Source organism: Brevundimonas vesicularis (assembly GCF_032067225.1).
GTDB classification, from domain to species: Bacteria; Pseudomonadota; Alphaproteobacteria; order Caulobacterales; family Caulobacteraceae; genus Brevundimonas; species Brevundimonas vesicularis_F.
The window spans coordinates 58,247-78,984 of sequence record NZ_DAMBJX010000006.1; the positions used below are offsets into that span (position 1 = coordinate 58,247).

A 20,738-nucleotide genomic window follows, 5' to 3' on the forward strand; every position below is an offset into this window, starting at 1 on the left:
CCCTGTTCTCGACAGGAGAATGCGTGACAAAAAGTCGTGAAAGATTCAAGCGTGGCCGGGCGAGAATCATCATGGATGCGAATTAACCTGACATAACGCGGGTCGCGCGGTTTGGTTCTCTCAAGGGAGAAAACCATGACGAATTTCGATCCGGCGGCCGCGACGGCCCAATGGCTGGCGACCTTGTCGCCCCAGGAAACGGCCCGGGCCATCGCCTATACCCACGGTTCGCATTGGCTGATCCTGTGGAGCTTCCTGGTCTCGGCCCTGGTCGCCTGGATCATCGTGCGCACCGGCCTGCTGGTCGCGATCCGCAGCCGGATCGAACGTCGCCGCCGTCGGCCGATCCTGACCAGTTTCGCCGTCGCCCTGGTCTATTCGGCCATGAGTTGGGCGCTGACCCTGCCGTGGGCGATCTATCAGGGCTGGTGGCGAGAGAAACAGTATGGACTGACCAGCCAGGCCCTGGGCGGCTGGCTGGGCGAGGCCGTGATCGGCGCAGCGATTTCGGTTGTGGCGACCTCGCTGCTGCTCGTGGCGATCTATGCGCTGATCCGGCGTGCGCGCCGGTTCTGGTGGGCCTGGGCGGCCGGCGTGACGGCGGCCTTCATCGTCATCGGCCTGGTGCTCGCGCCCCTGGTGATCGAGCCGATCTTCAACACCTATACGCCCGCGCCGAACGGGCCGGTGCGCGACGCCGTCGTGACCCTGGCCAAACAGACCGGCACGCCGTCGGACAAGATTTTCATCTACAACGGCTCCAAACAGTCCGACCGCTACACCGCCAATGTCTCGGGCCTGTTCGGTACGGCGCGGGTGGCGATGAGCGACACCATGTTCAAACAGGGCGCGGATCTGGCCGAGGTGCGGGGCGTGGTCGGCCACGAGATGGGCCACTACGTCCGGGCGCACATTCTCTGGACCGTCGGCATTCTGGTCCTCCTGTCGGTGCTGGCCTTCTGGCTGACCGACCGGCTGTATCCGGTGGCGCATCGTCTTTTGAGGGCGGATCGCGTGGGCGACATCTCTGACCCTGCGGGCCTGCCGGTCCTGGCCTTGGTGCTGGCTTTCCTGGGCGTGCTTGGCACCCCGGTCTTCGCCACCATGACCCGCACGATGGAGGAGGACGCCGACCACTTTTCGCTGGTTCACGCCAATGCGCCGGACGGTCTGTCCAAGGCCCTGATCAAGACCGCCGAATACCGCGCCCCGTCGCCATCGGCGATCGAGGAGTTCCTGTTCTATGATCACCCCAGCGTGGAGAACCGCATCCGCCGCGCCATGGAATGGAAGGCGACGCATCCCGCCCAAGCCTTGGCAGAGCAACCGACGCGTCCATAGGGCATTGAAGGCTCTGCCATTCCAAGCGGAGCCTTCGCCCCATGATCGACCTCTATCGCGGCCTCGGCCTGGGCGTTCCGGCCCTGATGGACATCGCGCCCCTGATCGCACGGGTCGTGGTTGGGGGAATGTTCTTCCTGTCCGGCTTCTACAAGCTGTTCACCCCGGCCCAGGCCGAGAAGATGCAGGAAACGATGGTCGAGGCCGGCATCGCCGCGCCGCGCCAGACCGCCAAGTTCGTCTCGGTGTGCGAGTTCGCCTTCGGCGCCCTGCTGATCATGGGCCTGTTCACCAGCCTGGCGGCCCTGGTGCTGCTGATCATCAGCCTGGTCGCCCTGGTGACCGTGGCGTCAAAGTCGGTGGAGGGGACCAGCCTCGGCTATCGCCTCTCCAGCTATTTCGACTTGCCCGAGACCCTGCTGATGGTCATCCTGATCTGGCTGATCGCCAATGGACCGGGGCTGTGGAGCCTGGACTTCGTCCTGTTCCTGCCCCGGCTTTAGGGCTTCAGGCCGCGCGCTTCCTGACAAAGACCGTCCCGGCCGAATAGCCGGCGCCGAAGCTGCAGATCAGCCCCGTATCGCCCGCCTCGAATCCGTCGTTGTGCAGGTGGAAGGCGATGATCGACCCGGCCGAGGAGGTGTTGGCGTATTCGTCCAGGATGATGACGTTCTCATCGGCCGACGGCTCGCGACCCAGCACCTTCTTGCCGATCATCGTGTTCATGTTGATGTTGGCCTGGTGCAGCCAAAGGCGCTTTAGCTCGTGCGGATCCAGGCCCAGTTCGCTGGCGTGATCCACGATCATGTCCGACACCATCGGCACCACGTCGCGGAAGACCTTGCGGCCCTGCTGGATGAACAGCTTGTCGTTCTGGATGCTGTCGTCGGCCTCGGGGCTGTCCAGATGCGCGGTGTCGCGCGCGTTGCGATTCAGGAAGCCGAAGTTGTTGCGGATGTTGTTCGAGAAGGTCGTCTTCAGCCGCGTGCCCAGGACGTCCCAGCCGCCCGGTCCCGCCGTATCCGACGACTCCACGATCACCGCCGTCGCCACGTCGCCGAAGATGAAGTGGCTGTCGCGGTCGGTGAAGTTCAGATGGGCCGAACAAACCTCCGGATTGACCATCAGCACCGCCTTGACCGAGCCGCCGGCGATGAAGTCCGTCGCCGTCTTGATGCCGAAGGTCGCCGAGCTGCACGCCACATTCATGTCGAAGGCGAAGCCGTCGATGCCCAGCGCCTGCTGCACCTCGATGGCCATGGCGGGATAGGCGCGCTGCATGTTCGAGGCAGCGCACAGGACGGCGCCGATCTCGCTGACCGGCTTGCCCCAGGCCTCGATGGCCTGACGCGCGGCCTTGACCGCCATCTCGGCCAGGATGGAAATCTCGTCGTTGGAGCGTTCGGCCAGGTTCGGGGCCATTCGCTCGGGGTCGATGATCCCAGCCTTGTCCAGCACGAACCGGCTCTTGATGCCCGACGCCTTTTCGATGAACTCGGGCGAGGAGTGCGACTTGGCCTCCAACTCGCCGGCCTCGATCTGGGCGGCGTGGCGGGCGTTCCAGCCGTCGGCCCAGGCGTTGTAGCTGTCGACCAGTTCGGCGTTCGAGACCGACTGTTCGGGGGTGAAGAGGCCGGTGGCGGCGATCACTGCATTCGACACTTTGTGGTTCCTATCGCTCGACGCGCGGCGTCTCGCTGCTTGAGGAGTGTGTTCCTATCACTCGGCCTGCGGGGCCTCGCTGCTTGAGGACAGTCCGTTTCCTATCAGAACGCGTCAATAGGACGGCGGCGGTCTGCGGTCGAGACTGGCGATTACGCCCGTGGCCCAGCGCTGGATCTGACCGCGCGGCGCCTTGGGCGTTGGCTGGTCGCGCGCGGCGATCAGCCGGTCCACCAGATCCTCGGCCTCGCAGGGCCAGCCCTCGGGCGTGACATAGAGGGGATAGGCGATCAGGGCGGCGTGGACCAGGTGATCGACGCCGGCGCGGCGGCTGCGGCGCTCGAACGTCAGCCGGTCGTCGGTCAGTCCCCATCCGGCATAGAAGGGCCGGCCATAGACCGATACCGCCTTGCCCCGCATCAGGCCCTCGAACCCGGTCAGGGAGGTCAGGGTCGCCACCCGCCGACAGGCGTTCAGACAGTCGACGATATCCAGCCCGTCGCCCACGGCGTCGACCGAGCCCATGGCCCCGGCGTCCAGTCGCCCGGGCCGGTTGCCCGCCAGCACGTCGGGGTGATTGCGATAGACCAGAAAGGCGTCCGGATGGTCGCGCCGCGCCGCCTCCACCAGGGCCGAGTTGGTGTTCAGGTCCGGCGCACAGCCCAGCAGGATCGACTTGTCGTTCTCGACCTGACCAACGACCAGCAGGATGTCGCGATCAACAGGCCAGTCCGTCGGCGCCTGACCCCTCAGATTGTATTTCGACAGGCCGGCATCGACCACGCGCGTCCGCAGGGCGGCGGCCCGCGCTAGCTGAACCGGCGATAGGTCCGAGGTCTCGATCAGGGTTTCCAGCCGCGAAGGCCGCGACGGATCGTAATAGACGCCCTGATCGTCTAGGGCGACCGACAGGGCGCCGACGAAATCGGAACCCAGACCCCGCGAACGGATAAAGCCGTCTTCCATCCGCACGGTCGGGCCGTAAAATGCAGCCGCCGCCTGGCGCGTCGCCTCGCTCTCCTTGCCCGCCCACCAGATCAGGCGCCCATCGGTCGCCTTGGCATGGGCGGCGGCGCGCGAGGGCGACATGAAGTAGCGCATCGACGCCTTGGGCGAGTTCAGCAGGCGGCGCACCGGCGGCCGCTTGGCGGGGGCGAACCCGGCTGCCGACCAAGAGCCCGCCAGCCGGTCCGCCCGGTCGCGCAGCGCGATCAACCGCTCCAGCGCCTGTTCGGCCTCGCACCTGTCGCCCGTCACCGGATCGACATAGCGGCTGTAGGCGATCAGGGCGGCCGCGGCGGCCTGTTCGATCGATCGCGCGACGCGGCGCCGCCCCGTCTCGACCGCATCGGTCGTCAGACCCCAGCCGGAATAGAAGGGCGCCCCGAAACACCGCACCGGCAGGCCGTGCAACAGGGCCTCGAACCCCAGGGCCGAGGTGACGCAATAGACCGCATCCACCGCCGCCAGCAGGTCGGCGGGCCGTACATCCGTATCGACCAAAGTGACGCCCGTCAGGTCCGTCACGCAGCCGCGTTTCTTGCCCGCCGCCACCGCCGGATGGCGTTTGACGATCAGTTGGGCGTCCGGTTCGTCGCGCCGAGCGGCGGCGATCATCTCGTCAAAGCTCTGAGCCGTCGCGAGGCCACAGGCGATGGACGCGTCGCCGAACGTCTGGTCCACGATCAGCACGCGCCGACCAGGCTTAAGCAGGCCCGGATCCAGCGGCCCGCCCATATTGGTCTTGGACACGCCCGACGCCACGATCCGGTCGATCAGCCCTCGCGCCCGCGCGCTCATGGCCGCGTCGCACCAGTCATCAGCCGTCTGGATCAGTTGCTCCAGCCGACTGGGCCGCGTCGCATCATAATAGACGCCCAGATCATCGACGATCAGGCTGAGGCTCGTCGCGCCCGCCTCGCCGATGCCGACCGAACGCAAAAACCCGTCCTCCAGCGCCACATATGGCCGCCCGTTCTTCTCGGCCCACCGTCGCCCCGCCGCCGCCGTCGGCTTCATCCCCCAGCCCAGCACCGCCTGCACATCGTCGCTCGGCAACCGACGCAGGTCGTAGTCGGCCAGAAACACGTCGAGGAACGGGACCTTCAGCACGCCGGGCGCACAGACCCAAGCCGGGATTTTCAAAGGCGTGTCGGAGGGTAGGGGCAAGTCGGGTCCGCTGAGGTTCGACGCGAGCTTTACGGCGGTTGCGTCGACGCGACTAGGTCCGATCCGCCCGCGCCAGCAAGGTCTTCGCCTGCTCCAGATGCAGCCGCTCGACCATCGCCCCGTTCACGCGGATCGCGCCCCGCCCCTCGGCCTCTGGCGCATCGAAGGCGGCGACGATCGCTCGCGCATCGGCGATCTCGGCTTCGGACGGCGAGAAGGCGGCGTTGGCGGCCGCGATCTGCGACGGGTGGATCAGGCTCTTGCCGTCGAAACCGTACAGCCTCCCTTGCACCGCCTCGGCCGCCAGGCCGTCCGCATCGTCGATCTGGTTGAACACCCCGTCGATGGCCAGCAAGCCATTGGCCCGGGCGGCGGCGACCAGCATCGCCAGCCACGGCTTGAACGGTTCGCGATCCGGCGACGCCCCCGTCCCCAACGCCTTGGCCAGGTCGTTGACCCCCAGCATCAGCCCGTCCAGCGTCCCGTCCGACGTGGCGATGTCGGCCAGGGCCATCAGCGCGCGCGGCGTCTCCATCATTGCCCACAGGGCGCAACCCTTGGCCAAGCCGGCGGACAGGGCGTGCACGGCCTCGGGCGTCTCCACCTTGGGCGCGACGACCAGCGTGGCCCCCGCCGCCTTCATCGCCGTCAGGTCGTCCAGCCCCCAGTCGGTGTCCAGGCCATTGATCCGAACGCCCAGGCGTGGCCGGAACCCGCCGTCCCGAACCGCCGCGACGGCGGCGTCACGCGCGTCAGCCTTGGCCTCGGGCGCCACGGCGTCTTCCAGATCCAGCACGGCGACATCGCAATCCAGCGTCCGCGCCTTCTCGATCGCCCGCGTATTGGAGGCGGGCAGATAAAGGACGCTGCGGACCCGGTCGCTGCGCATCAGACGCGGCCCGTGACGGGCACCAGGGCGCCGGTCATGGCCCGGCTCTCGGGCGAGGCCAGGAACAGGATCACCGCCGCCAGATCGGCCGGCGCGACCCAGGTCGCCGGGTCGGCGTCGGGCATGTCCTGACGGTTCGTCGGCGTGTCGATGATCGACGGCAGGACGGCGTTGACCGTCACCTTTGTCGTCTTCAACTCCTCGGCCAGCGCCTGGGTCAGGGCGTGGACCCCGGCCTTGGCCGCCCCATAGGCGCCCATGCCGGCCCCGGCCTTCAGCGCGGCGGCCGAGCCGACATTGACGATCCGACCCTCGGGCGAGGCCTTCAACGCATCTAGCGCCGCGCGGCTGGCGTTCACGGCGGTCGCGACGTTCAGCGCGTGCATCCGGTCCCAGGCCGGTTCCGCATCGTCGGTCGTCTGCCAGACGAAGCCGCCGGCGATGTTCAGCAGGGCGTCCAGCCGCCCGAACCGCGCGATCACGGCGTCGACGGCCTTCTGCGCCTGGCCGGCGTCCGTCAGATCGACCCCTCCGACCTCCAGCACGCCGTCGGGCACGGCATGGCCCGAGGCATGGTCGATGACCGCAACCTGCCAGCCGCCTTTCAGCGCCGCCTCCAGCACCGCCCGGCCCAGGACGCCGTGCCCGCCCGTGATTGCGACTGTCCGCTGCATCATCCGATCCTCCATGTCGCCGGGGACCATAGAGCCGGACACGGCCGGATCAACCGGCCCCGATCAAGCGTCGGCGAACACCTTCGCCATCAACCGCTCTAGCGCCTCCTGATCGTCCGTATCGAAGGCGGCCGGCGTCGTCGCATCCACGTCGAACACCGCGATCAGGGCGCCCGAAGCGTCGCGCACGGGCACCACGATCTCGCTGGCCGAACGGCTGTCGCAGGCGATGTGGCCAGGGAAGGCGTGCACGTCCTCGACCAACTGCGTTTGACCCGTCGCCGCCGCCGCGCCGCACACTCCGCGCCCGAACGCGATGCGCAGGCACCCCAGCGTCCCTTGATAGGGCCCGACCACCAGTTCGTCCGCCTTGTCCGTCGCCACGACATAGAAGCCGGTCCAGAAATAGTGCTCGAACGCATCGGCCAGCATTGACGCCACCGTCGCCATTCGCGCCGTTACATTCGGCTCGCCGTCCAGCACCGCCAAGACTTCGGCCTCGACCTCCAGATAGCGCGCCGCCTTGTCGGCGGGACGATCGTTGCGGGCGACATAGGCCATGGGAAAACTCCGGAGCGGGACAGGCTGGCGATATAGGCGAGCGGCCGGCCGAAGGGGAGGGGCGCCGTCATTCGCCGCCGTCTCGCCGGGAACGGTTCCGTGCGCCCCCGTGTTGGCGCTGGGAGACAACGACGGAGGCTCGCGTGACATCAACTCCTTCACGATCGCTCAGCCTGATCGCCGCCCTGATGCTGTCGGCCGCCGCGGCCGCCTGTGGTCAGGACGCCGGCGCGCCTGGGCCAGCTGACGCGACGCAGACCCCCGCGCCGTCCGCACCAGAGCCGACAGCACCGCCTGCGGAACCGGCGAAGACAGGCTCCAGCCCCACGTCGTCGTCGGCATCCGCGACGCCTGCGGCGTCGCGCAAGTCCTGTTATCTCTCTGTCGACGGCAAGGTTCTGCTCGACGAGCCGTGCCTCGTCTATCCGTTCGGCGACGGCGGCTACACCATGAACGCCTGGTCCGAGGGCAAGCCCAAGAACTCCCATTTCGCCGTCGTCGTCCTGATGGCCGACGGCTCGGCCGACGCCACCTGGAACGCCGATCCCGATGACGATAAGGCCGGCGATCGCTTGGGGACCGTGCGCCTCAGCGACGGCTGCTGGATCAACGACCGCGTGCGCATCTGCGCGGGATAACCGTGTTCAGGAGGGCGAGGCAGGATCCAATCCGTACCTCAAGCTTGAGCGCAAGCGCATGATTTATCCCAAACAAAACCACTGGGACGAAACGTCTCAAGGCGAAAATGTGGTTGACGACAATGCAAAACACCTTCGATTTGTGCGCCTGAGTTGCGTCGCGGGGGCGCAGTAGAGTCGTCGGCCGCAGGCCGCAGGGGGTAGTTTTGGGTTTCAGTTTCAAGGGCGGGCTTCTGGCCGCAGCGGCCGGCGTCGCGATCATGGTGGGCACGACGGCTGTGGCGCAGACCACTCCGGCTCCCACGGCGCCGACCGGCGGCTTCTACATGGCCAACGGCACGCGCACGACGAACTATCAGACGGCCATCGCGTCCTGGCGCGCGGACAGCCAGTTCTCCGTCGATTACTCCAAGGGCTTCCTGGGGCTGGAACACGCCTACGCCATGGGCCTGAGCGGACGCGGACAGACCGTCGGGGTCAATGACGCCGGCGTCTACATGGCCCACCCGCTGTTCGGATCGGCCGGCAAGGTGACGGGCCTGCGCAGCCAGGCGGTCGCCGGCTATGGCAACGACGGCATGATCAATCCGCGTCGCCAGTGGGAAGGTCACGGCACCCACGTGTCCGGCACCATCGCCGGCGATCGCGTGACGGGCCAGCCGATGTTCGGCAACGCCTTCAACGCCAAGCTTTACGCCGCCACCGCCAACTTCTCGGCGGGCGACTTCCTTTGGTACAAGGACGCGATCATCGACGGAAAGATCGTCGCCACCCAGAACCAGAACATCGTCGATCTGGCCAATACCGGCCAGGTGCGCATCATCAACAACAGCTGGGGCAGCGGCAACTCCCTGCCGTTCAACGCCTCGCTGCCCACCGTGCTGGCGTCGTTCAACCGCAACTATGGCGACTTCTACAAGCCGGTGCTCGACAAGGACGTCCTGGTCGTCTTCTCGGCCGGCAACGGCTTTGGCGTGCACGCCGGGATCGACGCCGCTGCGCCGCTGAACGATCCGCGTTTGCGCTCCAACTGGCTGTCGGTCGCCAACTATTCCAGCTTCACCGCGGCCGACCCCTCGACCAGCTTCTGCGGTCAGACGGCGACCTGGTGCGTCGCCGGACCGGGTTCGGCCGTCGTTTCGTCGGTGCCCACTTATACAATGGACCGGGCGGGCATCCTGGCCCTCTATCCGCGCGCTAATTACGCCGGTCTGTATTCGGCGACCACGGTCACCGCTCTGCAAACCGCGTCGGTGAACCAGTTCATCGGCGTTCTAAACGCCTATTTGGCCGCTCGCGCCGCTGGTGGCCCGACCTACAATGAAGACGCATGGCGCCGCGAAGTCGGACGTCAGGCGGCCGCCATCACCTTGGTTTCGGGGGCGCGGCTGGGTGATCCGGACGGCTTCACCTCCGTTCTGGCAGGGCTCCTGACCTCGACCAACAACATGGCGCTGCTGACCCCGGCCTTCTCGGGCGCGGTTTTGCAGTACGCCAATGACGAGCTTCAGCGCGTGCTGAACCAGTATATCAAATATACGGGCGGCGGTTATGCGGCCTACACCGGCACGTCGATGGCGGCGCCGAACATCTCGGGCTTCGCGGCCCTGCTGATGGAAAACTTCCCCGAATATTCGACCGCCCTGATCTCGGACATTCTGGTGTCCAGCTCCAAGGATCTGGACACGCCGGGCGTCGATCTGCGCTCGGGCTGGGGCGCGCCGCAGATGGACGTGGCCCTGCGCGGACCGACGGCGCTGCGCGACACCCGCGACGTCACCGTCGCCGTGGGCACGGTCGATATCTGGAGCAACAACATCGGCGATGCGCGCGACCGCTATTCGGCCGAGGTCAAGGCCAACTTCGGCAATGACATCGGCGGTCTGGTCAAGAAGGGCGGCGGCCAGCTGATCCTGACGGGCGCCAATGACTACAGCGGCCCGACCCGCGTCGAGGGCGGTCTTCTGACCGTCAACGGCAGCCTGCTGCGCTCCAGCGCCACCGTCGGCGGCGTCGGCATGATCGGCGGCACCGGTCGTCTGGCGAACCTGACGGCGGAAAGCGGCGGCGTGGTGTCGCCCGGCGACGGCGTCAATCCGTTCGGAACCCTGACGGTCGCCGGTAACCTGAACTTCAAGCCCGGCTCCTTCCTGTGGATCCGCTCCAGCGTGAACGGCGCGGCCTATTCTCGCCTGAACGTGGGCGGCACGACCAAGATCGACGGCGGCCAGGTCATCCTGAAGGCCGACAACGGTGAATGGAATCTGCGCACGCGGATGAACATCATCAACTCGACCGGCGCGGTGACGGGCACGTTCAGCGGCGCCCAAAGCGATCTGGCCTTCCTGGCCCCGGTGCTGACCTATTCGACCAACGGCGTGGTCCTGACGGTGCGGCGCAACGACGTGACCGTGGCTTCGCTGGGCCGGACGGACAATCAACAGTCAGTCGGCGGCGCGCTGGACGTCATGATCAACAACACTGCGACCGGGACCAACAGCGATCTTTCGCTGGAAAACGCCCTGCTGGACGCCAGCGTGCCTGCGGTTCAGGGCGCGCTCAGCAGCCTGACGGGCGAGGTCCACGCCACCCTGGGCGGCCTGGCCGTTTCGGACACCCGCGTCATCCGCGACGCCATGTCCGAGCGCGGACGCAACCAGGGCGGCGCGGCCACCTACGTCGGCAACGGCGTGTCGGTCTGGGGCAGCGGCGTCTTCGGCAACGGCCAGGGCTCGGCGCATGACGGCCTCGCGGGCTTCCGCAACGAAGCCTCCGGCTATTTGGTCGGGGCCGAAAAGGCGTTGGCGAACGACGTCCATGTCGGCGTGGCGCTGGGCGAAACCCGCTCGGAACTGCGCTCGCCGCGTTTGCGCTCCACTGGCCGGGTCACCAGCGAACAGATCGGCGTCTATGGCGGGGCCGGCGTCGGTGACTTCCAGATTCGCGTCGGCGGATCCTGGGCCAGCGCCGATGTTCGCACGGATCGTACGGCCCAGCTGAACGCCTTCACCAACGCCTTGGTCGGCGACTATGACGGCGACGTCTGGCAGGCCTATGGCGAGGTGGCGTGGAGCCGCGCCGTCGGCGGCACGATGTTCGAGCCCTACGCCGGCTACAGCCACGTCGAATACGACGCCGACGTCGTTGAGACGGGCGGCGACGCCGCTCTGTCGGGCAATGTGAAGCAGAAGGCCGATCTGCTGACCGCCGGCTTCCGCACCCGCACTGTGCTGGCGGGCGGCGAGGGGCGTGCGCGTCTGTCGGCGGTGACCCACCTGGCCTACACCCACGACCTGAACGGGGACGGGCCGGTCTTCGACGCTGCCTTCGCCGACGGTCCGCGCTTCCTGATCGATGGAGCCAATCCTGGCGACGACGTGATCTCGGGCGGCCTGGGCTTCAACATCCAGGCGACCGAACGCACCGCGATCGAGCTGGGCTACGCCGGCCTCTACAAGGACGAGTATCGCGATAACCGCATCTATGGCCGATTCAGCGTCAAGTTCTGATCTGACGGCAGGATGAACGGCGGCGGCCTCGATCGACGATCGGGGCCGTTGTTGTTTGCGCCTAGTTCGTCTGGGCGGACAGGGCGTCGTTGTCCTGGGTGAACGGTAGATCCCGCTCGGCCGTGCGGTTTTCGATCCAGACGCCCCTGCGCCCCGTCACCCGCTCCACCGCCTCCACTGCGCTGCGAATGAAGACGGCCGGGCTTTCCGCTTCATTGGAGCGTCGAACGGGTATCGTCGGATCGCCCTCCAGGAGGGTCGAGGCATAGACGTTCAACTGATGTCCCCGGCGCCGCCCATCGCGATAGGGAAACAGGCACAGGGTGTATTGCTGCTCGATCCGCGCCTCCAGACGCTGAACCGCCTCGGCGCGCCAGCTCGCGCCCGTGCACACCACCGTTCGCGGCGCGCTCAGCCACCCGGCCGGCGCGCGGGTCGCCGGCCCTTGCAGACCAAACGCGCTTTGCGCTGTCGGATCGACCAGGGTGAAGCGGCCGGGCGACCGCGGCGCATCGGCCACGCTAAGCTGACGATAGGTCACTTGCATCGGCAGGCGATCGAGATGGCGCTGCAGGGCTTGCGCGATTTCACGACCGCTGCGCGACGTCTGGAAATCCACGATCGCATAGGCTTGATCGATGCTGTGCCGATCGGCGCGCGCGGACTGAGCCGAAGCGCCGGGCGCCTGACCCAGCGCAACTAGCGCCACAAGCGCCACAGACCGTAAAGAGATCGCCATAGGCCATGACGTTCACGACCGACTGATCTGTCAAGGCGTGCCTCGATATGGGTTTCGGGACCACTTGCAACCGGATCGAGCGCTGACTGAATTCGCACCAAATTCTCGCGACCAAAAACCCCGCTGATCACTGGACAATGCCTCAATCGGTCTGGATCTGGGTCGGCTGTAGTGCGGCCCAGCGCCAAGAGAGGGGGGACCTTTCGAAGGCTACCTCAGTCTGACGTGCATTGGCTGAGTTTAGGCGGCTAAGCGAATGCGATCCCCTAAGCACTAATCCCCCTCGTCACCCACGGGTTGGTGGGTGAAGCCTTTTGCTCCGCTCAAAGACTTGGCGTCACGGCTGATTTCGACATCGCTTTCGGCATAGGCGATCAGCAGGCGAGACAGGTCTTCCAGCGCGCTTTCGTGGATGCGTTCATAGCCGTGGCTGGCGTCGATGCCGAAGGTGACCAAGGCCGTTCGGATGTCGGCGCCGGCTTCCAGGGCCGAGGCCGAGTCCGAGCGATAGTATCGGAAGACGTCCTTCTGATGCGGGATGTCGTGGTCGCGGGCCAGTTGAACCAGTTTGCGTGACAGGTGCCAGTCGAAGGGGCCTGTCTGGTCGGCCATGGCGATGGTGACGCCGAACTCCGACGAGTTCTGGCCGGGCGCGGTCGTGCCATTGTCGACCGTCACCATGGCGGCGACATCCGGAATCAGCACGGACGAGGCGCCCAGCCCGACCTCCTCGGCGATCGTGAACAGCCACCAGGTATCGACCGTCGGTTTGAGATCTTCGCGGATCATGCATTCCAGCGCAGCCAAAAGGGTAGCGACGCCCGCCTTGTCGTCCAGATGGCGTGAGACGATGAAGCCAGTATCGATGAACTCGGGCTGCGGGTCGATGGCGACGATGTCGCCGACATCCACGCCCAAGGCCAGGGTGTCTTCGCGGCCGTGGGTCACGGCGTCGATGCGCAGCTCGACCTGGGCCCAGTTTACCGGCTGGGTGTCCACCTCTTCGTTGAAGGTATGGCCGGACGCCTTCAACGGCAGGATGGTGCCGCGATAGGGGCCGCTCTCGGAGAAGATCGTGGCCCGCGCCCCCTCGGCGAAACGCGAGGACCAGTGACCGATTGCGACCAGTTCCAGCCGGCCGTTGGCCTTCACCTGTTTGACCTGGGCGCCCAGGGTGTCGACGTGGGCGACGATGGCGCGCGCTGGTTTTGGCGTCCGGCCCGGCAAGCGTGCGCGAAGGGCGCCGCGGCGGGTCATCTCATAGTCGAGGCCCAGCCGCTCCAGTTCGCGGCACAAGAGCCAGACCGCCTCGTCCGTATAGCCGGTCGGGCTGGGCGTGTTCAGCAGGTCGGCCAGGCGGGCTTTCAGGTAGTCGAGGTCTATCGCGGGGCGGGCCAAGGGGCCTCCTTCAGGCTTCGAATCGCGAAAATGTCCGCGCAGCGGCCGGTGCGGACAGTGGAAAGAGCAGATCCACGAAACGCTCGGCGGTCGGTTGGGGTTCGTGGTTGGCCAGGCCGGGGCGCTCATTGGCTTCGATGAAGGCGTAGTCGGGTTCACGCGGCGACTTCACCATCAGGTCGATGCCGGTGACCGGGATATCGATGGCGCGGGCGGCGGCGATGGCGGCACGGATCAGGGCGGGATGCACCTCTTCCGTCACGTCGTGGATGGTGCCGCCCAGGTGCAGGTTGGCGGCCTTGCGAACCAGGATCTCCTCACCATCCGGCGCCACGTCGTCGAGGCGATAGTCGGCCTCGGCTAGGGTGCGTTCCGTCTCGGCGTCGATCGGGATGGCGGATTCCCCGCCGGTGGCGGCGGCGCGACGACGACTTTGGTGTTCGACAAGGGCGCGCAAGGTCGAGCGCCCGTCGCCGACGACGCGCGGCGGACGACGCAGGGCGCAGGCGACGACCTTGTAATCGATCACCACCAGCCGGAGGTCCTCGCCCTGGACCTGTTCCTCGACCAGAACCTCGGAACAGATGCGGCGCGCCCGGACCAGAGCCGTCTCGACCTCGCTCATCGTCGTCAGGCCGACCGCGACGCCTTGCCCCTGCTCGCCGCGCGCCGGTTTGACGACCAAGGCGCCGAACTTGGTCAGCGCCGCATCGATGGCCGACGGGTTTTCGGGATCGATTCTCTCGGGAACGCGCACGCCGGCCGCCTCGACGATGCGTCGCGTCATCCGCTTGTCGTCACAGATGCTGAGCGCGACGGCCGAGGTCAATTCCGACAGACTTTCGCGACATCGGACCGACCGGCCGCCCCAGTTCAGGCGAAACAGCCCGCCCTCACCGTCGATGATCTCGGTATGGATGCCGCGCCGACGCGCCTCGTCCACGATGATGCGGGCATAGGGATTCAGGTCATGATCGTCGGTCGGGCCGACGAACAGGGCCTCGTTGATCGGGTTCTTGCGTTTGACCCCAAAGAAGGAGACGCGACGGAAACCCAGCTTTTCGTACAGGGCGATGGCTTGATCATTGTCGTGCATGACCGACAGGTCCATGTGCGCCAGGCCTTGGGTCTTGAAATGTTCCGCCAGACGCCGAACCAGGGCCTCGCCAACGCCCGGCTGGGTCGCCTGGGGATCGACCGCCAGGCACCATAGCGAAGAGCCGTATTCCGGATCCTGAAAGGCGCGGGCGTGGTTGACGCCCGTCACGGTGCCGATCACAGCCCCCGTCCCCGTATCCTCGGCGACGAAATAGGTCAGGGTCCGGTCGTCCCGATGCGACCAGAAGAAGTCAGGCGGAACCGGCACCATCTTGCGCTTGGCGTAGATGTCGTTGACCGCCTGCGCATCCGTTTCCGACGTCAGACGGCGCACGGTGAAGCCTCGTGGCTGACGTCGGCTGGTGCGATAGGTCGCCAGTTCCAGCCGATAGGTGTGCGACGGATCCAGGAACAACTCCTGCGGCGCCGAGGCCAGCAGGACGTGCGGATTGCGGACATAGAAGGCGATGTCGCGCCGGTCCGGCCCTTCGGCGCGCAGGGCCTCGACCAACGGCTCGGCCGTCTCGAAGGTCTGGGCGAACAGCAGTCGGCCCCAGCCGCAATCCAGCACGGCATCGGGGGTCGGTCCGTCCCCGGACTGCACCGGGGGCTTCAGGCCCTCGTGCCGCAGACGTTTCAGCCGATGCGCCTTTGATCGCTCGGGGCGGATATCAGACGCCATGCTGCTGCATCCACATTTCCAGCACTGCGACCTGCCAGAGTTCGGAGCCGCGAAGGGGTGTGATGTGTTCGGTGGGATTGGCGAACAGGGTGTCCAGATAGCCCCGGTCGAACAGGCCGCGATCGCGCGCCGCCTGATTGGTCAGGGCCTCGCGCACCATCTCCAGATACGGACCCTGGATGTATTTCAGCGCGGGCACGGGGAAATAGCCCTTCTTGCGATCAATGACCTCGGAGGGGATCACCAGACGCGCCGCTTCTTTCAGCACGCCCTTGCCGCCTTGCGCCAGCTTGTGCTCGGGCGGGATGCGGCCCGCCAGTTCGACCAGTTCGTGATCCAGGAAGGGCACGCGCGCCTCCAGACCCCAGGCCATGGTCATGTTGTCGACCCGCTTCACCGGGTCGTCGACCAGCATCACCTGGCTGTCCAGACGCAGGGCTTGGTCGACCGGCGTCGCTGCGCGGCCTTGCGCGAAATGAGCCTCGACCAAGGCGCGGCTGACGTCGGTGTCGGCCATATAGGCGCCGTTCAGCTGGGTCTTCAGCGTGGCATGGCTGCGGTCGAAGAAGGCCTTGGCATAGGTTTCGACCGGATCGGTCGCGCCCAGCATCGGCGGATACCAGTGATAACCGGCGAACACCTCGTCGGCGCCCTGCCCCGACTGCACCACCTTGATGTGCTTGGAGACTTCCTGGCTCAGCAGGTAGAAGCCGACGTTGTCGTAAGAGACCATCGGCTCTGACATGGCGCCGATGGTGCCCGGCAGGGCTTCCATCAGCCGCTGGTGCGGCACGAAGATCTGGTGATGCTTGGTCCCGTAATGTTTGGCGATCAGGTCGGAATAGACGAACTCGTCGCCCTTCTCGCCATTAGCCTCCTCGAAACCGACCGAGAAGGTCATTAGGTCCTTCTGACCCAGTTCGGCCAGCAGACCGACGATCAGGCTGGAATCCACTCCCCCCGACAACAACACGCCTACCGGCACGTCGGCGACCATGCGGCGCTTCACGGCTTCGCGCAGACTGTCCAGGACCCGATCGCGCCAATCTTCGGCCGTCAGGGCCGCGTCCTCAGCATGGCGGGTCATGTCGGGCTGCCAGTAGAGGCGGTCCTTGGCCCTCCCATCCGCCTCGATCACGCGGATGGTGGCCGGTGGGAACTTCTTGACGCCCTTCAGGATCGTGTGCGGCGGCGGCACGACCGCGTGGAAGGTCATGTAGTGGTGCAGGCCGACGGGATCGATAGTCTTGTCCACGTCGCCCGCCGCCAGCAGGGCCGGCAGGGTCGAGGCGAACCGCAGACGCTTGCCCTGTTCGGCCAGATACAGCGGCTTGATGCCGAAACGGTCGCGAGCGATCACGGCGCGGCCGGTGTCGCGCTCATGCAGCACAAAGGCGAACATGCCCTTGAATCGCTCGACGCAGGCTTCGCCCCACGCCTTCCAGGCCTTGATGATGACCTCGGTGTCGCCGTGCGAGAAGAAGCGGAACCCCATCCCCTGCAGCTCTTCGCGCAGTTCGGGATAGTTGTAGATGCAGCCGTTGAACGCCAGGGTCACGCCCAGGTCAGGGTCCACCATCGGCTGCTGGGCTTTCTCACTCAGGTCAATGATCTTCAAACGGCGGTGACCCAGCCCCACCGAGCCGCGCATAACAATGCCGGAGCCATCCGGTCCACGGGGCGAGAGCGCATCGGTCATGCGTTGAACGGCGCCTACATCGGCCGGTCGTCCGTCGAAATTGATCTCGCCGCTAAGACCGCACATGGGTCCTCCTTGAATTGTGGAAGCAGCGGGTACAAATGGTTAGGGCACGAAAGAGTTCAACCCGAATGGCCGATATTTCCCCTGAGCCAAGCCCTGACGCGGCGGTTGACGCCACCGCATCCCTTGTCCGGTCAGTCCGACGCATCGCCCAGGCGGTCGATGTTCGGTCTCGAGAAATTTCACGTCTGACCGGGCTGACGCTGCCGCAGCTCCTCGTGCTGCAATCCATCCGCGCATTGGGTGAAGTCAGCACCAGCGCGATATCGCGGGACGTTTCCATGTCGGTGCCGACCGTCGTCGCCGTGCTGGACAAGCTCGAAGCCAAGGGCATGGCCGCCCGCTATCGCTCCACCGTGGATCGCCGCGTCGTCCATGTGCGTTTGACCGACGCGGGGCGGCAGGCATTGCAGACGTCCCCGGGCCTGCTCGGCGACGGCTTTCTCGCCGCCTTGGCTGAACTTCCACACAGCGAACGACTGGCGATGGCTGAAGCTGTCGAACGCCTCGCAGTTTTGATGCAGCCTCGCGACTCTCAGGCCTCTTTGAAGCCGCATTATCAGGCTGTCAGGCCCTCATAAGCGGCTCGGGATGTCGAGCCGGCGACCAGCCGGAAACGGTGATCCTGACCTGTCTGTTCCAACGCTATCTTCTGACCTCGAGCCATTCAAAGAGGCCAAAACAGCAAGATGAGCGAGGGCCCCGTGACCAGAACGAGCGCGCTCAAAGGCGCGCCCAGCCTGGGATAATTAGAAAACTTATAGCCGCCAGGTCCCATAACCAGCGTGTTGCACTGGTGACCGATGGGCGTCAGGAAGTCGCACGCGGCGCCGACCGCGACCGCCATCAGGAACGGGTCTGGATTGTAGCCAAGCTGCTTGGCCAGCGTCGCTCCGATCGGGGCGACGATCAGAACGGTCGCCGCATTGTTCAGGAAGGGCGTAACCGCCATTGAGGCGAGCATGACGCCGGTAATGGCGACGACGCCCGGCAAGCCTGTGAACACGTGGCGAAGCAGTCCTGCGATCAGGTCGGACCCTCCCGTGGATTGGATCGCGTCTGAGACGGGAATGAGGGCCGCGATCAGAACGAGGAGGGGTCCATCGAGCGCGGCATAGGCCTCACGCATCTTCAAGCCGCCTAATGCGACGATCACGACGGCGGCGCCGAAGAAGGCGACGGCGACTGGAACCAGGCCAAGGCCGACGAGCGTCATGGCGCACGCAAGAACAACAGCCGGCATGAAGCGCCTGCGCACGCTCCCGAGTTGAACCTGACGCTCCGCCAGGGGGAGTAAATCCAGCGCCCTCAGCGCGACCGGCAGCGCCTGTTCGGCGCCTTGAAGCAGGATGATATCGCCGGGCGCCAGTTTTGCCGTCCGCAGATGCTGGGTGAGTTGAAAGCCGCTTCGCGACACGCCCAACAGATTGATCCCGTGCTGGCCGTACAGATCCGAGCTTCGAACAGACTGCCCTTGGAGCGGGGAGTTTCGGCCGATGACCGCCTCTACGATCGCAATCTCCTCGGATGCGGTCGCTATGGGAACCGGGCGATCATCGCGGATGAGATTCATCTGAGCCCGACTGACGAAGCCCTCCAGCGCCTGCTGCTCGCCCTCGATCAGCAGCGCGTCACCCGCTTTGACGACGACATTGCCTCTGGGGCTCAGCCGCCGTTTCCCTGAACGGATGAGCGCCATGATCTTGACCTCGTCGTCGCCGAGGGCGGCAAGAGCGGACACGGTCATAGACCCCGGAGCCCAGCCTTCAGGCGCCCTAACTTCCGTGGCGTAGGCGTTGGCGGCCAAGGCCGCGCTCATGGACGTTGCGCCCTGTCGATCGCGGGGCAACAGGCGATAGCCGAACGCCAAAAACGCCAAGGCGATCAGGGTAAGCGCTAGGCCCACTGGTGCGTAGTCAAACATGGCGAAGGGTTCGCCGACGATGCTCTGACGCACTTCAGCGACGATGATGTTCGGGGCGGTCCCGACCAGGGTGACCATGCCGCCCGCCATTGCGCCGAAAGCCATCGGCATCAGGAGCCGCGAGGGAGACGACTTTGTCTGGCGCGCCACCTGAAGCGCGACCGGCATCATGATCGCCAAGGCTCCGACATTCTTCGTCGCCATGGAAAGCAACGTCACAGCGACGGTCAGAACCGGGACCTGAGAGCGCTCAGTCTTAAGAAGCGGCATCACGCGCCGCATCGCGAGTTCAATGATCCCCGATCGGGCGAACGCCGCCGAAACGATCAGCGCGCAGGCGATGATGACTGTGACGTCGTTCTTGAAACCGTCAAACGCAGCCTCGGCGGGGATGATGCCGATCACCAATCCCGCAACCAGCGCCACGACCGCGACCAGGTCGTACTGAAACCGACCCCAAATGAAGGCGCCGATCGTCAGCCCGACAAGGCCGAAGGCCAGTCCCTGTTGAAGCGTCACTCGCCTAGCGCCCTTGCATTATGAGCAGACAGCGTAGGCTCAATGTTGATAGGCAGCCAACCCTCTGGAGTATCCAACGACAGAAGGACATCCGCTGTCAGTGCTGACCTCATCCTGGCGGCAGAGCATGACTACCCAGCCGCCCCAGGATGGACGATGAAGTTTGAGGTCAAGCAGTAGATCAGGGTGAAAAATGCAGACCTAAGCAGCTCTTCGGATCAGCTTCGCCGGCCTAGCCAGTGATCGAAACCAATCGGCCCGGCGCCGAACCTGATGATGTAGAGCAGCACCGTCGCCCAGAGCAGGTGGGTCGGCCAACCGAGGGGATAGACGAAAACCTCGATCACTACAGTCATGCCCAGAAGCGCGAGCGCGGCGAAGCGGGCGCCGAGGCCGAGCACCAGCAGGATCGGGAACAGATGTTCTGAATAGGTCGCCAGGTGGGCGGCTATATCGCTGGGGATCAAAGGCAGTCGGTATTCCTCGGCGAACAGAGCATAGGTGCTGTCGGTGACGGTCAGCAGGCCCTCCACCTTTGTCCGGCCGGAGAGGAAAAAGACCGCCGCGATCGATACACGCGCGATCAGGCTGAGCACCGGCAGGGGGATCGCAGCCTGGGCCAGGCGTGGGAGGACCGCCAAGGAGGGGCGCGGCGACGATACGGCGGTCAGTTCGGTCATTGTGGCGCTCCGGTGTCGATACGGGTGAAGGCGCCGCTCAGAAGCAGATCTCTGAACAGCTCGGACAGATTGGCTGCGGGATCGGCGGCGAGGGCGGCGAGCGCCGCCGCTCCGACGGTGTGGCCGTGCCGGCAGGCGTCGAGGAAGGCGAACTGGGGCCGGTTCAACCGATGGGTCTGGACCTCCATTTCCGGACGCACGATCAACACGCCCTCGGGGGACTGGTCCCACACCATGTCGTCCGGAGGCGTAGCCAGGCGATTGGCCAGCCAGATTGATGGCGCGGTCCAGTCGAACCAAAAGGGTTGCGCAGACGGATGCAGGACCGCGTAGCCAGCGTTGAGAGCAGCGTGCGACAGGGCGGCGACCGTCCCAAGGGGCAGGGTCGGTGCGTCAGCGGCGCGGTGCGCGCGGCTCCATGCGCGATCAAGACGGGCGACAGGCGGCAAAAACTGGAGTTCAAGCGCGGGCGGAAACGTCGCCAGCCGCTCCG

The 20,738-nt window shown here is 65.9% G+C and carries 16 protein-coding genes and 1 pseudogene; 5 read left to right on the plus strand and 12 right to left on the minus strand.

Features of this window, described 5'->3' with window-relative positions:
• Window positions 1-135 precede the first annotated feature (135 nt).
• Window positions 136-1,341: a M48 family metallopeptidase gene (locus tag RT123_RS02775; RefSeq protein ID WP_313007696.1), complete on the plus strand. Its 1,206-nt coding sequence runs from the start codon at window positions 136-138 to the stop codon at window positions 1,339-1,341.
• A 41-nt stretch (window positions 1,342-1,382) separates the two neighbouring features.
• Window positions 1,383-1,844, plus strand: coding sequence for a DoxX family protein (locus tag RT123_RS02780; RefSeq protein WP_313007698.1), 462 nt, complete (start codon window positions 1,383-1,385; stop codon window positions 1,842-1,844).
• A 4-nt stretch (window positions 1,845-1,848) separates the two neighbouring features.
• Here the strand turns inward: RT123_RS02780 and RT123_RS02785 are convergent, their stop codons facing one another.
• From RT123_RS02785 to RT123_RS02805, 5 genes are all read right to left on the minus strand, one after another.
• The gene (locus tag RT123_RS02785) at window positions 1,849-3,003 is read right to left on the minus strand and encodes a beta-ketoacyl-ACP synthase III (RefSeq protein ID WP_313007700.1); all 1,155 of its coding nucleotides are present in this window, start codon (window positions 3,001-3,003) and stop codon (window positions 1,849-1,851) included.
• Between the two features lie 114 nt (window positions 3,004-3,117).
• On the minus strand, window positions 3,118-5,148 hold the full coding sequence (locus tag RT123_RS02790; RefSeq protein WP_313007702.1) for a capsular polysaccharide biosynthesis protein: 2,031 nt from the start codon (window positions 5,146-5,148) through the stop codon (window positions 3,118-3,120).
• Between the two features lie 76 nt (window positions 5,149-5,224).
• Entirely contained in the window at window positions 5,225-6,061 is an 837-nt protein-coding gene (locus RT123_RS02795) for a CoA ester lyase (RefSeq protein WP_313007703.1), read from the minus strand.
• A complete protein-coding gene (locus RT123_RS02800; RefSeq protein WP_313007735.1) occupies window positions 6,061-6,738 on the minus strand; it encodes an SDR family NAD(P)-dependent oxidoreductase in 678 nt (225 codons plus the stop codon). Before RT123_RS02800 ends, RT123_RS02795 begins: the two co-directional genes overlap by 1 nt.
• 60 nt (window positions 6,739-6,798) lie before the next feature.
• A complete protein-coding gene (locus tag RT123_RS02805) occupies window positions 6,799-7,296 on the minus strand; it encodes a GAF domain-containing protein (RefSeq protein WP_313007706.1) in 498 nt (165 codons plus the stop codon).
• A 143-nt stretch (window positions 7,297-7,439) separates the two neighbouring features.
• On the opposite strand from RT123_RS02805, the gene RT123_RS02810 reads away from it, so the two are divergent.
• Together RT123_RS02810 and RT123_RS02815 are read left to right on the plus strand one after the other, a co-directional pair.
• Window positions 7,440-7,934 (plus strand): hypothetical protein, encoded by a 495-nt coding sequence (locus RT123_RS02810; protein ID WP_313007709.1) that lies wholly within the window; start codon window positions 7,440-7,442, stop codon window positions 7,932-7,934.
• A 206-nt stretch (window positions 7,935-8,140) separates the two neighbouring features.
• A complete protein-coding gene (locus RT123_RS02815; protein WP_313007712.1) occupies window positions 8,141-11,443 on the plus strand; it encodes a S8 family serine peptidase in 3,303 nt (1,100 codons plus the stop codon).
• Between the two features lie 61 nt (window positions 11,444-11,504).
• Here the strand turns inward: RT123_RS02815 and RT123_RS02820 are convergent, their stop codons facing one another.
• The 4 genes from RT123_RS02820 to RT123_RS02835 form a co-directional block, all read right to left on the minus strand.
• On the minus strand, window positions 11,505-12,182 hold the full coding sequence (locus tag RT123_RS02820; protein WP_313007715.1) for a hypothetical protein: 678 nt from the start codon (window positions 12,180-12,182) through the stop codon (window positions 11,505-11,507).
• A gap of 273 nt (window positions 12,183-12,455) precedes the next feature.
• Window positions 12,456-13,580: an osmoprotectant NAGGN system M42 family peptidase gene (locus tag RT123_RS02825; RefSeq protein ID WP_313007718.1), complete on the minus strand. Its 1,125-nt coding sequence runs from the start codon at window positions 13,578-13,580 to the stop codon at window positions 12,456-12,458.
• Between the two features lie 10 nt (window positions 13,581-13,590).
• The gene (gene ngg / locus RT123_RS02830; protein WP_313007721.1) at window positions 13,591-15,360 is read right to left on the minus strand and encodes an N-acetylglutaminylglutamine synthetase; all 1,770 of its coding nucleotides are present in this window, start codon (window positions 15,358-15,360) and stop codon (window positions 13,591-13,593) included.
• Window positions 15,350-17,125 (minus strand): N-acetylglutaminylglutamine amidotransferase, encoded by a 1,776-nt coding sequence (locus tag RT123_RS02835; protein ID WP_313007723.1) that lies wholly within the window; start codon window positions 17,123-17,125, stop codon window positions 15,350-15,352. The genes ngg and RT123_RS02835 overlap by 11 nt, the downstream gene beginning before the upstream one ends.
• A 65-nt stretch (window positions 17,126-17,190) precedes the next feature.
• On the opposite strand from RT123_RS02835, the gene RT123_RS02840 reads away from it, so the two are divergent.
• Window positions 17,191-17,703: a MarR family transcriptional regulator gene (locus RT123_RS02840; protein ID WP_313007726.1), complete on the plus strand. Its 513-nt coding sequence runs from the start codon at window positions 17,191-17,193 to the stop codon at window positions 17,701-17,703.
• A gap of 86 nt (window positions 17,704-17,789) precedes the next feature.
• On the opposite strand, the gene RT123_RS02845 is transcribed toward RT123_RS02840, so the two are convergent.
• The 3 genes and pseudogenes from RT123_RS02845 to RT123_RS02855 form a co-directional block, all read right to left on the minus strand.
• Entirely contained in the window at window positions 17,790-19,565 is a 1,776-nt protein-coding gene (locus RT123_RS02845) for an SLC13 family permease (protein ID WP_313007729.1), read from the minus strand.
• Between the two features lie 218 nt (window positions 19,566-19,783).
• Entirely contained in the window at window positions 19,784-20,245 is a 462-nt protein-coding gene (locus RT123_RS02850; RefSeq protein WP_055805883.1) for a DoxX family protein, read from the minus strand.
• Window positions 20,242-20,738: pseudogene (locus RT123_RS02855) on the minus strand (DUF2063 domain-containing protein); the annotation flags it as partial. The pseudogene RT123_RS02855 and the gene RT123_RS02850, both read right to left, overlap by 4 nt.